This is a genomic window from Streptomyces sp. NPDC088762 (genome assembly GCF_044750905.1).
In the GTDB taxonomy this organism is placed as follows: Bacteria; Actinomycetota; Actinomycetes; order Streptomycetales; family Streptomycetaceae; genus Streptomyces.
Map to the genome: position 1 here is coordinate 79,541 of NZ_JBIVKT010000001.1, position 13,524 is coordinate 93,064.

16 protein-coding genes are annotated in these 13,524 nt (G+C 72.6%); 12 read left to right on the plus strand and 4 right to left on the minus strand.

What is annotated here, in order from left to right; translation table 11 throughout:
* Positions 1 to 40 precede the first annotated feature (40 nt).
* The 6 genes from ACIP5M_RS00320 to ACIP5M_RS00345 all read left to right on the plus strand — a co-directional run bounded on the left by ACIP5M_RS00320 (position 41) and on the right by ACIP5M_RS00345 (position 6,197).
* On the plus strand, positions 41 to 1,507 hold the full coding sequence (locus ACIP5M_RS00320; protein ID WP_401190322.1) for an MFS transporter: 1,467 nt from the start codon (positions 41 to 43) through the stop codon (positions 1,505 to 1,507).
* Positions 1,508 to 1,539: 32 nt separating this feature from the next.
* On the plus strand, positions 1,540 to 1,740 hold the full coding sequence (locus tag ACIP5M_RS00325) for a hypothetical protein (protein WP_401190324.1): 201 nt from the start codon (positions 1,540 to 1,542) through the stop codon (positions 1,738 to 1,740).
* A gap of 131 nt (positions 1,741 to 1,871) precedes the next feature.
* Complete coding sequence (locus ACIP5M_RS00330; protein WP_401191805.1) at positions 1,872 to 2,258, plus strand: type II toxin-antitoxin system death-on-curing family toxin; 387 nt, start codon at positions 1,872 to 1,874, stop codon at positions 2,256 to 2,258.
* Between the two features lie 115 nt (positions 2,259 to 2,373).
* A complete protein-coding gene (locus tag ACIP5M_RS00335) occupies positions 2,374 to 4,158 on the plus strand; it encodes a DEAD/DEAH box helicase (protein WP_401190326.1) in 1,785 nt (594 codons plus the stop codon).
* A gap of 348 nt (positions 4,159 to 4,506) precedes the next feature.
* Entirely contained in the window at positions 4,507 to 5,148 is a 642-nt protein-coding gene (locus tag ACIP5M_RS00340; protein ID WP_215018318.1) for an IclR family transcriptional regulator, read from the plus strand.
* Between the two features lie 266 nt (positions 5,149 to 5,414).
* A complete protein-coding gene (locus tag ACIP5M_RS00345) occupies positions 5,415 to 6,197 on the plus strand; it encodes a S16 family serine protease (protein ID WP_401191807.1) in 783 nt (260 codons plus the stop codon).
* On the opposite strand, the gene ACIP5M_RS00350 is transcribed toward ACIP5M_RS00345, so the two are convergent.
* From ACIP5M_RS00350 to ACIP5M_RS00365, 4 genes are all read right to left on the minus strand, one after another.
* Positions 6,127 to 7,425 carry an MFS transporter gene (locus ACIP5M_RS00350; protein ID WP_401190328.1) on the minus strand — a complete coding sequence of 433 codons (1,299 nt, stop codon included), beginning with the start codon at positions 7,423 to 7,425 and terminating at the stop codon, positions 6,127 to 6,129. The genes ACIP5M_RS00345 and ACIP5M_RS00350 overlap by 71 nt on opposite strands.
* Positions 7,422 to 7,628: a hypothetical protein gene (locus tag ACIP5M_RS00355; RefSeq protein WP_401190330.1), complete on the minus strand. Its 207-nt coding sequence runs from the start codon at positions 7,626 to 7,628 to the stop codon at positions 7,422 to 7,424. The genes ACIP5M_RS00350 and ACIP5M_RS00355 overlap by 4 nt, the downstream gene beginning before the upstream one ends.
* 46 nt (positions 7,629 to 7,674) lie before the next feature.
* A complete protein-coding gene (locus ACIP5M_RS00360) occupies positions 7,675 to 8,367 on the minus strand; it encodes an ArsR/SmtB family transcription factor (RefSeq protein ID WP_401190332.1) in 693 nt (230 codons plus the stop codon).
* A 99-nt stretch (positions 8,368 to 8,466) separates the two neighbouring features.
* Entirely contained in the window at positions 8,467 to 8,943 is a 477-nt protein-coding gene (locus tag ACIP5M_RS00365; protein ID WP_401190334.1) for an Lrp/AsnC family transcriptional regulator, read from the minus strand.
* 130 nt (positions 8,944 to 9,073) lie between these two features.
* On the opposite strand from ACIP5M_RS00365, the gene hppD reads away from it, so the two are divergent.
* The 6 genes from hppD (at position 9,074) to ACIP5M_RS00395 (ending at position 13,522) form a co-directional block, all read left to right on the plus strand.
* Positions 9,074 to 10,219 carry a 4-hydroxyphenylpyruvate dioxygenase gene (hppD, locus tag ACIP5M_RS00370; protein ID WP_401190336.1) on the plus strand — a complete coding sequence of 382 codons (1,146 nt, stop codon included), beginning with the start codon at positions 9,074 to 9,076 and terminating at the stop codon, positions 10,217 to 10,219.
* 298 nt (positions 10,220 to 10,517) lie between these two features.
* Entirely contained in the window at positions 10,518 to 10,865 is a 348-nt protein-coding gene (locus tag ACIP5M_RS00375; RefSeq protein WP_401190338.1) for a helix-turn-helix transcriptional regulator, read from the plus strand.
* A gap of 69 nt (positions 10,866 to 10,934) precedes the next feature.
* Entirely contained in the window at positions 10,935 to 11,360 is a 426-nt protein-coding gene (locus ACIP5M_RS00380; protein WP_401190340.1) for a hypothetical protein, read from the plus strand.
* Positions 11,361 to 11,427: 67 nt separating this feature from the next.
* Positions 11,428 to 11,706 carry a hypothetical protein gene (locus ACIP5M_RS00385; RefSeq protein ID WP_401190342.1) on the plus strand — a complete coding sequence of 93 codons (279 nt, stop codon included), beginning with the start codon at positions 11,428 to 11,430 and terminating at the stop codon, positions 11,704 to 11,706.
* Positions 11,694 to 12,620 (plus strand): ABC transporter ATP-binding protein, encoded by a 927-nt coding sequence (locus ACIP5M_RS00390; RefSeq protein WP_401190344.1) that lies wholly within the window; start codon positions 11,694 to 11,696, stop codon positions 12,618 to 12,620. Before ACIP5M_RS00385 ends, ACIP5M_RS00390 begins: the two co-directional genes overlap by 13 nt.
* Positions 12,617 to 13,522: a hypothetical protein gene (locus tag ACIP5M_RS00395; RefSeq protein ID WP_401190346.1), complete on the plus strand. Its 906-nt coding sequence runs from the start codon at positions 12,617 to 12,619 to the stop codon at positions 13,520 to 13,522. The genes ACIP5M_RS00390 and ACIP5M_RS00395 overlap by 4 nt, the downstream gene beginning before the upstream one ends.
* Positions 13,523 to 13,524 lie beyond the last annotated feature (2 nt).

Sequence of the window (13,524 nt, forward strand, 5' to 3'; positions counted from 1 at the left end):
GACAGGGGTGAATGGGCGGGGTGCGCCTTACTCTGGGGCGATGAGTGCCCTTGAACCCTCCGCCCCCGAGAAGACCGGCTCGGTCACCCCGGTCCCGCTGTCCGGCGGGATCATGGGGGTCGCGTACCGGACGCTCAGCATCGGGATCATCTCCGTCATCTTTCTGATCGCCTTCGAGGCCACCGCCGTGGGGACGGCCATGCCCGTGGCGGCGCGGGAGCTGGACGGGATCGGGCTCTACGCCTTCGCCTTCTCCGCCTACTTCACCACCAGCCTCTTCGGCATGGTCCTGTCCGGGCAGTGGGCCGACCGGCAAGGGCCGTTGCGGCCGCTGACCGTCGGGATCGGGGCCTTCGCCGCCGGGCTGGTGGGGGCGGGGACCGCGCGGGACATGTGGGTGTTCGTGCTCGGGCGGGCCGTGCAGGGCTTCGGTGGCGGGCTGGTCATCGTCGCGCTCTACGTCGTCGTCAGCCGGGCCTACCCGGAGCGGCTGCGGCCCGCCATCATGGCGGCCTTCGCCGCGAGCTGGGTGGTGCCGTCCATCGTCGGGCCGCTGGCCGCGGGGACGGTGACCGAGCACCTCGGATGGCGGTGGGTGTTCCTCGGGATACCGGCCCTCGTGGTCGTGCCGCTCGCCGTCGCGCTGCCCGCGATCCGGCGGACCGCCTCCGGGCCGGTGGACACGGGCGCGCCGCCCGCGGCGTTCGACCGGCGGCGGATCCGGCTGGCCTTCGGGATCTCGGTGGGTGCGGGGCTGTTGCAGTACGCCGCCCAGGACCTGCGGTGGCTGTCGCTGGCGCCCGGCGTCGCCGGCGCGGCCCTGCTCGTGCCCGCCGTGCGGGGGCTGCTGCCGCGCGGGACCTACCTGGCCCGGCGCGGGCTGCCGTCCGTGGTGCTGCTGCGCGGGGTCGCGGCCGGGTCGTTCATCGCGGCCGAGAGCTTCGTGCCGCTGATGCTGGTCACCCAGCGGGGGCTCAGCCCGACCCTGGCCGGCTTCTCCCTCGCGCTGGGCGGGCTCACGTGGGCGGGCGGCTCGTGGGTGCAGTCGAAGGGGCGGATGGCGCCGTACCGGGAGCGGCTGATGGTGGCCGGCATGGTGATGGTGGCCTTCGCGATCGCCGCGGCCCCGGCGGTGCTGATCCCGTCCGTGCCGGTGTGGACGCTCGCGCTCGCCTGGGCCGTGGGCTGCCTCGGCATGGGGCTGGTGATCGGCTCCACGAGCGTGCTGCTGCTGAAGCTGTCCGCGCCGGAGGAGGCGGGCGCGAACTCCGCCGCCCTGCAGATCTCCGACGCCCTGGCGAACGTGGTGCTGCTGGCCGCGGGCGGGGCCGCCTTCGCCGCGCTGGGCGGGGGAGCGGTGGGGGCCGCCCACACGGTCGCCGCCGACGGGGCGGCCGCGCACCCGGCCGCCTTCACCGTGGTGTTCCTGCCGATGGCCGCGATCGCGCTCGCCGGGGCCTGGGTCGCCACCCGTCTGAACGAGCACGCGCCCGCGAAATCCGGCTGACCGGGCCGCCCTGCCGTCCTTACGCTGTGTGCATGAACGAGTTGACCGTGCGGCTCTCCGCCGCCGAGCAGGCGGAGCTCGCCGACCTCGCCGACGCCACCGGCACCACGCCCGAGGACCAGGCCCTCGCGGCGCTGCGCGCACACCTGCGCCGGGAGCGGGAGCACGTCGGCCACGCGGCGGCCCGGCTGGCGCAGCGGCACGCCCCGCTCCTGAAGCGGCTCGGCACGTGACCGCGACCGACAGCGCGACCGACCGCGCGACCGACCGGGCCGCCGACAGCACGGCCGACCCGGCCGCCGACAGCACGACCGACCGCACCGCCGACCGCACCGCCGACCGTCCCGCCCCCAGCCGCGCGGCGGTGCGCCACCTCACCCTCGCCGAGGTGCTCGACCTGGCCCGGCTCGCCTGTCTCGCCCAGGACCAGCCCGTCGAACTGCGCGCCCCCGGACTGATGGAGTCGGCGGTGCACCGGCCGCGGGCGCGCATGTTCGGGACTCCCGCGTACGAGGACCCGTACGAGCAGGCCGCCGCACTGCTGCACGGCATCGCGACGAACCATCCCCTGGTCGACGGGAACAAGCGCACCGCCTGGCTCGCGGCCGCGACCTTCCTCGCCGTCAACGGGGCAGACCTCGCGGACTGCGACCAGGACGCCGCCTACGGGCTGGTCGTCGACGTGGCCGCCGGTGCCGAGACCGACGTGCCGGTGATCGCGGGCCGGTTGCGGGCGTTGCGGCCGGTGTGACCCTCGCCGCACCGCCCGAGGTCACGGGCCTGTCCCTCCGCGAGGGGCGGGCCCGCCCCGGTAAGGTGGCCCGGTTGTCCTACGTACGACCGCCGAGAGCTACGAACCGGAGACCGTGACTACTACCGCCTCCCACCACCTCTCACCCGCCTTCCCCGGCCGTGCGCCGTGGGGCACCGCCAGCAAGCTGCGTGCCTGGCAGGAGGGTGCCCTCAACCGGTACATCGAGACGCAGCCGCGGGACTTCCTCGCGGTGGCGACCCCGGGCGCCGGCAAGACGACCTTCGCGCTGACCCTGGCCTCCTGGCTGCTGCACCACCACGTGGTCCAGCAGGTGACCGTGGTCGCGCCGACCGAGCACCTCAAGAAGCAGTGGGCGGAGGCGGCGGCGCGGATAGGCATCCGGCTGGACCCCGAGTACTCCGCCGGGCCGCTCAGCAAGGACTACCACGGGGTCGCCGTCACCTACGCGGGTGTCGGCGTACGGCCGATGCTGCACCGCAACCGCTGCGAGCAGCGCAAGACCCTCGTGATCCTCGACGAGATCCACCACGCCGGCGACTCGAAGTCCTGGGGCGAGGCCTGCCTGGAGGCCTTCGACCCCGCGACGCGACGGCTCGCGCTGACCGGCACGCCCTTCCGTTCCGACACGAACCCCATCCCCTTCGTGACGTACGAGGAGGGGAACGACGGGATCCGGCGGTCCTCCGCCGACTACACCTACGGCTACGGGAACGCCCTCGGCGACGGCGTCGTCCGGCCCGTCATCTTCCTCTCCTACAGCGGCAACATGCGCTGGCGGACGAAGGCGGGCGACGAGATCGCCGCGCGCCTCGGCGAGCCGATGACCAAGGACGCCATCTCCCAGGCCTGGCGCACGGCGCTGGACCCGCGCGGCGACTGGATGCCGAACGTGCTGCGCGCCGCCGACCAGCGGCTGACCGAGGTCAGGAAGGGCATCCCGGACGCGGGCGGCCTCGTCATCGCCTCCGACCAGGACTCGGCGCGCGCGTACGCCAAGCTGATCCGCGAGATCACCGGGACGAAGGCCACCCTGGTGCTGTCCGACGACGCCGGGGCCTCGAAGAACATCGACACCTTCAGCGGGAACCAGGACCGCTGGATGGTCGCGGTCCGCATGGTGTCCGAGGGCGTCGACGTGCCGCGCCTCGCGGTGGGGGTGTACGCCACCACCATTTCGACGCCGCTGTTCTTCGCGCAGGCCGTCGGGCGTTTCGTGCGGTCCCGCAGGCGCGGCGAGACGGCATCCGTGTTCCTTCCGACCATTCCCTACCTGCTCGGCTTCGCCAACGAGATGGAGGTCGAGCGCGACCACGTCCTCGACAAGCCGAAGAAGCAGGGCGAGGAGGACCCGTACGCCGAGTCCGAGAAGGAAATGGACGAGGCGAACAAGCTGGAGGACGAGGACACCGGCGAGGACGAGCAGATGTCCTTCGAGGCGCTGGAGTCCGACGCGGTCTTCGACCGGGTGCTCTACGACGGCGCCGAGTTCGGCATGCAGGCGCACCCGGGCAGCGAGGAGGAGCAGGACTACCTCGGCATCCCCGGACTGCTCGAGCCGGACCAGGTGCAGATGCTGCTGCAGAAGCGCCAGTCGCGGCAGATCGCGCACAGCCGGCGCAAGCCGGACGCGGAGGCGGACCTGCTGGAGCTGCCGGCCGACCGGCGGCCGGTGGTCTCGCACAAGGAGCTGCTGGAGCTGCGCAAGTCCCTCAACACGATGGTGGGCGCGTACGTCCACCAGAGCGGCAAGCCGCACGGGGTGATCCACACGGAGCTGCGCCGGGTGTGCGGCGGGCCGCCGAGCGCGGAGGCGACGGCGGGACAGCTGCGCGAGCGGATCAAGAAGGTGCAGGAGTGGGCCACCCGTATGCGGTGATCCATTCCCACAGGGGATGAAACGGGGTCCGTGCGGAGGTTCGCACGGACTTCGTCCGGCTCAGGGTCGTACGACCGCGTTTCGGTGCACGTGGGCGGCGGGGCCGTGGGGCCGGGGGTCTTCCGGAATCGGTATATAGCGGTAGCAGGCGCCCGGATTCTGGACGAGCCCTTCCGCTGAGCGGACCTGCTCGCTACTGTCCCCGCATCGAACGCACCGTGGCAGCGCCGCCGCGGGAGCGCAGCCGGTGCCATGGCCGCTACCGGCGGCCTCTCCATGCGTCGCCGAGGGACCGGCGGCGTGCCACCCAGAGAGTCACCGCCGCTCACCGAAAGAGGGAGAGGCGTCGTGACCGCGGAAACCTCCCAGACTCTCGACCGAGGGCTCAGAGTCCTCAAACTGCTCGCCGACACCGACCACGGTCTGACCGTCACCGAGCTCTCCAACCGCCTCGGTGTCAACCGCACCGTGGTCTACCGGCTCCTTGCCACGCTCGAGCAGCACGCCCTGGTCCGCCGCGACCTCGGCGGGCGGGCCCGGGTCGGGCTCGGGGTGCTGCGGCTGGGCCGGCAGGTACATCCGCTCGTGCGCGAGGCCGCCCTGCCCGCGCTGCGGTCCCTCGCCGAGGACATCGGGGCCACCGCGCACCTGACGCTCGTCGACGGCACCGAGGCGCTGGCCGTCGCCGTCGTGGAACCGACCTGGACGGACTACCACGTGGCCTACCGGGCCGGCTTCCGCCACCCGCTGGACCGCGGGGCCGCCGGGCGGGCCATCCTGGCCGCCCGTCAGGGACAGCTGATCGAGCCGGGGTACACGCTGACCCACGGGGAGCTGGAGGCGGGCGCCAGTGGCGCTGCCGCGCCGCTCGTGGGGATCACCGGGCTGGAGGGCAGCGTGGGGGTCGTGATGCTGGCCGACGCGGTGCCGGAGCGGGTGGGGCCGCGGGTGGTGGATGCGGCGCGGGAAGTCGCCGACGCCCTTCGCTAGGCGCGGCCTTGGCGGTTCCTCGTGTGCCGCCGGTGCGTTGCCGGGTGCGGCGCCGTTGCGGGGGGCGCTGCCCCCGGGCCCCCGCGCCTCAAACGCCGGCGGGGCTGGAGTTGCCCCCGGCCGCTGGAGTTGCCCCCGCCGCTGGAGTTGCCCCGGCCGCTGGAGTTGCCTCCGCCGCTGGAGTTGCCCCGGGAGTGCTCCGGTGGGGTCGGTGGGCCGGGTGGGGGTGAGGGGGCCGATAGATTGGGGGCGTGCTCTCTCGTCTCATGCGTCTGCCGCGTCCTGCCGCCCTGGCCGTTTGTGCCGTGCCGGTCATCGGGCTGTTCGCCGCCGCGGTGTTCGCGCCGCTGCCGTTCGTGATCGCTCAGCCGGGGCTGACCGCCGACGTGCTCGGGGAGCGGGACGGGAAGGCCGTCATCGTCGTCTCCGGGGCGCCCGCCCGGCCGACGAAGGGGGAGCTCCGTATGACCACCATCCAGGCGACCGGGCCTTCCACCAGCGTGAACCTGTCCGAGCTCGTCAGGCACTGGTTCGACACCACCCGGGCCGTCCTGCCCAGGGAGGCGGTCTACTCCTCGGGCGGAAGCGACAAGGACATCGAGGCGCACAATCTGGAGGAAATGGCCAAGTCGCAGTCGACGGCCACCCAGGCCGCCCTCGGCTTTCTCCACAAGGACCCGAAGGACGTGAAGGTGGAGCTGAACCTCGCCGACGTCGGCGGTCCGAGCGCCGGGCTGCTCTTCTCCCTCGGCATCGTCGACAAGCTCGACGGCGACGGCTCCGGCGGCGACCTCACCGGCGGCCGCTCCATCGCCGGTACGGGCACCATCTCCGCGGACGGAGCGGTCGGCGCGGTCGGCGGCGTGGCCCTGAAGACCCAGGCCGCGCGGCGCGACGGGGCGACCGTGTTCCTCGTACCGAAGGCGGAGTGCTCGGACGCCCGCGCGGAACTCCCCGAGGGGCTCCGGCTGGTCCCCGTCACTTCGCTGACGGATGCGGTGAACGCCCTTCGTGCGCTGAACCGGGGAGAGGCCGTTCCGGCCTGCTGAGCGGGGTACGGTCCCGTTCCAGTCCGCGCCAGGCCGGAAAGACCAGCGGGGCGAGCGTGACCAGCAGGTACGCGCCGCCGAACAGCAGCAGCGCCCGGGGCGCCCCGAAACCGTCGACCAGCAGGCCGGCCGCCAGTCCGCCGAGCGGCATGGTCAGTTCGCAGCCCGCGGTGCTCACCCCTGACACGCGGGTGCGCAGCTCCTCTGGGATCCGCTCGTACATGACCGTGGTCAGGACCGGGTTGAGCACGCCCGCGCCCAGGCCGGCCAGCGCCATGACCACCGCGAGCGGCAGTGCGGTGTCCGTGAGGGCGGCCGTCACGTACCGGGGGGCCCCGCACAGCAGGAACGCCGCCGCGAAGACCACCCGGCGCGGGAACCGCTCGCCCCACGCCCCGTAGAGCAGGGCGCCCAGCAGCGCGAAGCCGCCGAAGAGGGAGATCATCAGGCCGAGCGCGGTGGCGCCGCCGAGGGCTTCCCGGCCGTGCACCGGCAGGAGGACCGAGGACCAGCCCTGGTCCAGGCCGTTGGTCATCATCACCATCAGGGTGATGCCCGTCAGCAGCCGTGACCGGGTCAGGAAGGCCCAGCCCTCGGCCAGTTCGGCCCGGTAGGTGGCGAACGAGGCCTTACCGGTGGCCCGTTGTGGTTCGGCGGCCGCGATTCCGTGCAGGAAGGCGGAGACCAGCAGGGCGGAGGCCCCGAAGGTGGCCGCGTCCAGCAGCAGTACGGTCTCGGCGCCGAAGGCCGCGATCAGTACGCCGGCCAGCGCGGCGCCGATCATCCGGGCCCCGCGGGAGACCGCGTCGTAGAGGCCGGCCGCCCGGGCGAGGGTGGTGCCCGCGTGCGCGGCGAGGTCGGGGAGCAGGACGTAGCGGGCGGTCAGGCCCGGGGTGTGCACGAGGCCGCCGACGGCCATCAGCGCGCAGAGCATCCAGAACTCCAGCACGCCCGCGCGGTGCAGCAGCGGGATCGCACCGACCGCGACGCCGCAGATGACGTCGGAGGCGGCGGAGACGCGGCGCCGGCCGATCCGGTCGATGACCGGGCCGCCGGCGAGCGCGGCGATGACCACGGGCAGGGTGGCGCAGAAGGCGACGATGCCGGCCCGCCCGGCGCTGCCGGTGGTCTGGAGCACGAACCACGGGACACCGATGAGGGTGAGTGAACTCCCCGCGATGGAAATGGTGTTGGCGGCCAGGACGGCCGTGAACGGCCGTCTGCTCATACCGCGTGGGGGTGCTGGACGCGGGCGTGGATGTGGGCCGGCTCGATCAGGCGTATGCCGGCGCCGATCAGGGCCTCGCCGAGCCGGTTGCGCAGGGCGGGGGTGGCGGGGGCGGTCTGCCGGACGAAGTGCCAGGCGGCGGCCTGGGCGGCGAGCTCGGCCGTGCGGGCGGCGTGCGTGTGGGCATGGAGGAAGGCGTGCATGGCGGGACTCCTTCTGCGAAGTGGAGTGTGGGTGCGCGCGGCAGAACTACTCGGCGGAGCGGCGCGGGAAGGCGTGCGTGTGGAAACGGACCGTCTCCACGCCTTCGGCGTCGGGCGCGTGCGGCAGGTCGCGGTAGCTGTTGATCAACTCATGGAGCCTGTTGACCAGTTCGCGACTCTGCTCGGCGGTCAGCCTGAGCGTGAAGTCGCTGAGGTCCGAGGCGCCGCGCCACTGGGGCGTCCAGCTGTGCGCGGTGCCGAGCCAGGTGGTCAGCTCCTGCGCGTGGACCTTGGTGATCTCGGAGAGGAAGACGTCCGCCGCGGCGCGCGTCGCCGGGTCGTCCTCGAAGATCAGGGCCTCGTCGAAGGCCGTGCCGTCGTGGGCGGCCTTCCACCAGCGCTCCCGGCCCTTGCCGTGCTCGGGTGCGTCCTCGACGAACCCGTGCGCGGCGAGTTGGCGCAGGTGGTAGCTGGTGGCCCCGCTGGACTCGCCGAGCTTCGCCGCGAGTTGGGAAGCGGTGGCCGGACCGCCCTGGCGCAGGGCGCTCAGCAGGCGCATGCGCAGGGGATGGGCGAGACCGCGCAGGGCGTGCGCGTCGAGCACCCGGATCTCGGGCTCGGCGGCCGCCTGGGCGGACGCGGGGCCCGTGACCGCTCCTGCGGCTTCGGCGGCTTCCGCTCCGGTGGCGTCCGCTCCGGCGGCTTCAGCGGCTCCTGCGGCTTCGTTCTTCTCGGGCATGCCTCGACGATAGAGTTGCAAAGACTCCTATGCAAGGGTTTCTTTGCAACTACTCCTTTGGAACTTCCGCTGCGCGCGCACCGCGCTCGCCGGCTCCGCTCAACGGCTGTCGTCCCCGGCCGCCTGCTCGACCAGCGGGATGATCCGCAGGGGCACGGGGTTCTCCATGACGATGGCGGTCGAGGCCCGCACGATCCCCTCGAACCCCACCACCCGGTCGATCACCCGCTGCAGGTCGGCGTTGGACCGCGCCACGAGCCGGCACAGCATGTCCCCGTGCCCCGTGGTGGTGTGCAGCTCCAGCACCTCCGGGACCCCCGCCAGATGGGTCCGTACGTCGGCACCCTGCCCCTGCTTGATCTCCAGGGTGGCGAAGGCGGTCACCGGGTAGCCGAGGGCCGCCGGATCGACCTGCGGGCCGAAACCGCGGATGACCCCGTTCGACTGGAGCCGGTCCAGCCGGGCCTGCACGGTCCCGCGCGCCACGCCGAGGCGGCGCGAGGCCTCCAGGACACCGATGCGGGGTTCGCGGGCGAGCAGGACGATGAGCCGGCCGTCGAGGTCGTCGATGCCCATGGGTGCCTCCCTGGCTCCGGGGTGGTCATAGTGCACAGATGTTTCAACCATCCTCCGGCGATGCTGGGCAGTCTGTACAGCAGAAAAGGAAACTATTGCGCAGCTTGTGGATCGGCGGGACTCTGCGCTCATGACTGAGACCCTCGACACCACCCCGCACACCGCGCGTGAGGCAGACCCCTTCCCGGTGAAGGGCATGGACGCGGTCGTCTTCGCGGTCGGCAACGCCAAGCAGGCCGCGCACTACTACTCGACCGCCTTCGGCATGAAGCTGGTCGCCTACTCCGGACCGGAGAACGGCGTCCGCGAGACCGCCAGCTACGTCCTGACCAACGGCGCCGCCCGCTTCGTCCTCACGTCGGTCATCAAGGCGACGACCGACCGCGGCCGCTTCCTCGCCGAGCACGTCGCCGACCACGGCGACGGCGTGATCGACCTGGCCATCGAGGTCCCGGACGTCCGCGCGGCGTACGCGTACGCCGTCGAGCACGGCGCACGCGGCCTGGACGAGCCGTACGAGGTCAAGGACGAGCACGGCACGGTGACGCTCGCCGCGATCGCCACCTACGGCCAGACCCGCCACACGCTCGTGCAGCGCGGCGACTACACGGGCCCGTACCTGCCCGGCTTCGTCGCCGTCGACCCGATGGTCGAGCCCCCGGCCAAGCGCACCTTCCAGGCCATCGACCACTGCGTGGGCAACGTCGAGCTCGGCCGCATGAACGAGTGGGTCGCCTTCTACAACAAGGTCATGGGCTTCACGAACATGAAGGAGTTCGTGGGCGACGACATCGCGACCGAGTACTCGGCGCTGATGTCGAAGGTCGTCGCGGACGGCACCCTGAAGGTGAAGTTCCCGATCAACGAGCCGGCGATCGCGAAGAAGAAGTCGCAGATCGACGAGTACCTGGAGTTCTACGGCGGCGCGGGCGTCCAGCACATCGCGCTGGCGACGAACGACATCGTGGCCACGGTCCGCTCCATGCGGGCGGCGGGCGTGCAGTTCCTGGACACCCCGGACTCGTACTACGACACGCTGGGGGAGTGGGCCGGCGAGACCCGCGTCCCGGTCGAGACCCTGCGCGAGCTGAAGATCCTCGTGGACCGCGACGAGGACGGCTACCTGCTGCAGATCTTCACCAAGCCGGTGCAGGACCGGCCGACGGTCTTCTTCGAGATGATCGAGCGGCACGGCTCGATGGGCTTCGGCAAGGGCAACTTCAAGGCGCTGTTCGAGGCGATCGAGCGCGAGCAGGCGAAGCGCGGCAACCTCTGACCCGCTGCCCCTGACCCGCTGCGCGGCGCTGCCCTGACGCGCGCGGCACCGATACGGCCCGCCGGTTCGTCCGGCGGGCCGTTTCGCATGTCCGGACACCGCCCCGCCGGCCGGCGGCCCCCCTCCGACCGGCGGGGATCCGGCCCCGCCGGTCGGGGGGCCGGGCCGGCACCGGCGGTCCTTCCACGGGATGAAATCGGCTGGTCCAGGGGATGGAAACATGGCCGGTGAGCGCCCTGCCGCCGACCAACGGCGGGGCCTCACCGTCTTGTTCGCGAATGACCACGGGGGACCATTCATGGCTTTCGAGACTGTCCGTACGTCCGGTGCCTGCGACCGGCAGGACCGGCACCCGCACGACCCCTTTCACGACTGCGATCTGGGGGCGCCGAACCTGATGTCCGTGGCCGCTCCCGACCTCGACCGGCTGACCCGCCGGGAAATGGAAGTACTGCATCTCCTCGGGCTCGGTGAGAGCAACCGGCTGCTCGCCCGGCGCCTCGGAATCGCCGAACGCACCGTCAAAGCACACGTGTCCAGCATCATCACAAAGCTCGATCTGCGGTCGCGCGGCGATGCGACGGCATTGTCGATACTCCGGCACGCCGAGGTGCACGGAAGCCTGACCCTCCCGAACGGCCAATAGAGAAAGGGATACCCGGCTGGCGAAAGTTGTCTCTGTTCGAGTGATCATGTCGCTGAAAGAGAGAACAGCATGACCAAGTCAGCCCGTATCGCAGCCGCTTCCCTCGTCGCGGCGCTGGCGATCGGCGTGGCCGCCCCGGCGGCCAGCGCGGCCCAGACGGCCGCCCCGGCGGCCGCGGTCGCCACCTACACCCCCTCCGGCGCGGTGACCTCCGCCGGGGTGCTCGGCGGCACCGCCGAGGCGCCGGCGGCCGCGCCGGCCGACGTGGCCGCCGTTCAGCAGGCCGCTTCGAACGCCAAGGGCAAGGCGTTCATGGAGCTGCTGAAGCGGACGGGCGGCCTCTTCAAGAAGGCCGCGTCCAAGGCCAAGGAAGGCCGCAACGCCTTCAACAGCTGGATGGGCAACCAGCACTGGACCGTCCGGGCCGCCTGGTGGGCGCTCAGCGGCGCCACCCAGACCTGGGTCTTCGACCAGCTGCTGAACTGGATCGGCTGATCACCCGGCCGCCCCCCGAGCACCCCCGGGGGGCGGCCCCCATGACGACGACAAACGGAGGCGCGACATGACCACAAGGAAATCCGGATCCACCCCGGTGGACTCATTCTTCGCCGTACCCATGGTCGTGCTCGCGCTGACCTTCCCGGTGTTCTTCCTCATTTCCAACGCCACCGGGCGCACCATCGGATGGCTGCTGTACGGGGCGGGACTGATCCTGACCCTCGGCGGAATGCTCTACTGCGCCCTGTCGAAGAAAAGCCCGAGCTGGGGCGGGGCCACCTGTGCCGTGGCCCTCGTCATCATCGGACTCTGCGCCTGGAACCTGCACGGATGGCCGTGGTGAATACGCCGGGAGAAATATCGGAAACCGGTCTGACCGCGCATTCCCTGGGGCGCACATTCGGCCCGAAAACCGTTCTCAACCGAGTTTCCCTCCAGGTTCCCGCCGGTTCCGTGACGGGATTCCTGGGCGCCAACGGAGCCGGCAAGAGCACGGCGATCCGGCTGATGCTCGGACTGCTCCAGGGCGAGGGGCAGACGTATTTCCTCGGCCGCCCGCTGGCCTCCTGGCGCTCCCCGGGGCACGTGGTGGGAGCGGTACTCGGCGGTCTCGCCGGTCACCCCGGCCACCGGGTGCGCACCCACCTGGAGATGGTCGCCGCCGGCATGGGGCTGCCCCGCCGCCGGGTCGACGAGGTGCTCGCCCTGGTCGGTCTCGGCGAAGCCGCCCGGCTGCGGCTCGGCGCCCTCTCCCTCGGCATGGCCCAGCGGGCCGGCATCGCCCAGGCCATGCTCGGCGATCCGCGCGTCCTCATCCTCGACGAACCGGGCAACGGTCTCGATCCGCACTCCCTGCGCTGGCTGCGCACGTTCCTGCGCGGCCTCGCGAGCGAGGGGCGGGCCGTCCTCGTCTCCAGCCACCTGCTCTGGGAGACCGAGCAACTCGCCGACCGGGTGATCGTCCTCGCCCAGGGCGAGGTCGTCGCCGAAACCACGGTCCAGGAGATAGCCGCCCGGACCGGGACGGTCACCGCGGAGAGCCCGCAGCCCGAGCGGCTGGCCGAGCTCGTCACGCGGGCCGGCGGTACGACGCACGGGCCGGCCGGCGGCCGCATCGAGATCCGGGGGCTCGACCGCTTCCGGGTCGGGGCCCTGGCCGCCGAGGCATCGGTGCCGCTGAGCTGGCTCGACGAACGGCCGCCCTCCCTGGAGGAGTTCTACCTCTCCGTCGCGCACGAGGAGTTCCACATCCGATGAGCACCCCGACCAGGCAGCCGCCCGCGCCCGGTGCGACGCCGGCGCCCCCGGCCCCCCTGCCCCAGTCCCCGTCCGCCTCCACGGCCCTGCGCCGGGCCGCCGCCTACGAGTGGCGCCACCTGCGCGGTCTGCGCTCCACCTGGGTGCTCCTGGCCCTGGCGGTGGTCCTGGCCGTCGGAAACGGCGTGGCCCTGCTGCTGGTGGCCGGTGCGGACGCCGCCCCCACTCCCTCGGCGGTCGCCGACGCGCTCCAGTGGTCGCCCGCCGCGACCCAGGTGCCGATGCTCGCCCTGCTCCTCATCGCGATCGGCACCGGGCCGGTCAGCACCGACCTCGCGCGCGGCGCCGCCCGGACCACCTGGCTGACCCTCGCCTCCCGTACGACGGCGTTCGGAGCGAAGATCGGCGTGGGTGCGGCGCTCACCGCCGCCGTGGCGGCCGCCTCCGCGCTGTCGGCCGGGGCCGCCGGCGCCCTGTCCCTGGCCCTGGCCGGACTGCCCCAGCCCGCGTGGGGGCAGACGCTGCCCGCACTGCTGCGTTTCGTCCTCGTGATGGCCTGCTGGCCCGTCGTGGCCGGCTCGGTCGCCGCGCTCGTGCGCAACCGGGCCGGCACCGTGCTGGTCCTCGTCGTGTGGCCGCTGATAGCCGAGCGCCTGACGGGGCTGCTGCTGGGCCGGCTGACCGGCGCCGACGGGCTGGGCGGATGGCTGCCCTTCGCGGCCGCCCGCGCCGCGATGGCCGGCTCCCCGGACGGCGCCGCGACCGCCGAGGACGCCGCCTTCGCACGGACGATGCTGGGCAGCGACCTCACCCCCTGGGCGGGGCTGACGGTGTACTGCCTGTTCACCCTGGCCCTCGCCGTCGCGGGAGCCTGGGCCTACCGCAGGCGGGACACCGCCTGACG

What these genes read in the sequence shown, in the direction of transcription:
- ACIP5M_RS00320 (WP_401190322.1), top strand. Translation starts at nt 41, where the DNA reads ATGAGTGCCCTTGAACCCTCCGCCCCCGAGAAGACCGGCTCGGTCACC.
- ACIP5M_RS00325 (WP_401190324.1), top strand. Translation starts at nt 1,540, where the DNA reads ATGAACGAGTTGACCGTGCGGCTCTCCGCCGCCGAGCAGGCGGAGCTC.
- ACIP5M_RS00345 (WP_401191807.1), top strand. Translation starts at nt 5,415, where the DNA reads ATGCGTCTGCCGCGTCCTGCCGCCCTGGCCGTTTGTGCCGTGCCGGTC.
- ACIP5M_RS00350 (WP_401190328.1), bottom strand. Translation starts at nt 7,425, where the DNA reads ATGAGCAGACGGCCGTTCACGGCCGTCCTGGCCGCCAACACCATTTCC.
- ACIP5M_RS00355 (WP_401190330.1), bottom strand. Translation starts at nt 7,628, where the DNA reads ATGCACGCCTTCCTCCATGCCCACACGCACGCCGCCCGCACGGCCGAG.
- ACIP5M_RS00360 (WP_401190332.1), bottom strand. Translation starts at nt 8,367, where the DNA reads ATGCCCGAGAAGAACGAAGCCGCAGGAGCCGCTGAAGCCGCCGGAGCG.
- ACIP5M_RS00365 (WP_401190334.1), bottom strand. Translation starts at nt 8,943, where the DNA reads ATGGGCATCGACGACCTCGACGGCCGGCTCATCGTCCTGCTCGCCCGC.
- hppD (WP_401190336.1), top strand. Translation starts at nt 9,074, where the DNA reads ATGACTGAGACCCTCGACACCACCCCGCACACCGCGCGTGAGGCAGAC.
- ACIP5M_RS00375 (WP_401190338.1), top strand. Translation starts at nt 10,518, where the DNA reads ATGGCTTTCGAGACTGTCCGTACGTCCGGTGCCTGCGACCGGCAGGAC.
- ACIP5M_RS00380 (WP_401190340.1), top strand. Translation starts at nt 10,935, where the DNA reads ATGACCAAGTCAGCCCGTATCGCAGCCGCTTCCCTCGTCGCGGCGCTG.
- ACIP5M_RS00385 (WP_401190342.1), top strand. Translation starts at nt 11,428, where the DNA reads ATGACCACAAGGAAATCCGGATCCACCCCGGTGGACTCATTCTTCGCC.
- ACIP5M_RS00390 (WP_401190344.1), top strand. Translation starts at nt 11,694, where the DNA reads ATGGCCGTGGTGAATACGCCGGGAGAAATATCGGAAACCGGTCTGACC.
- ACIP5M_RS00395 (WP_401190346.1), top strand. Translation starts at nt 12,617, where the DNA reads ATGAGCACCCCGACCAGGCAGCCGCCCGCGCCCGGTGCGACGCCGGCG.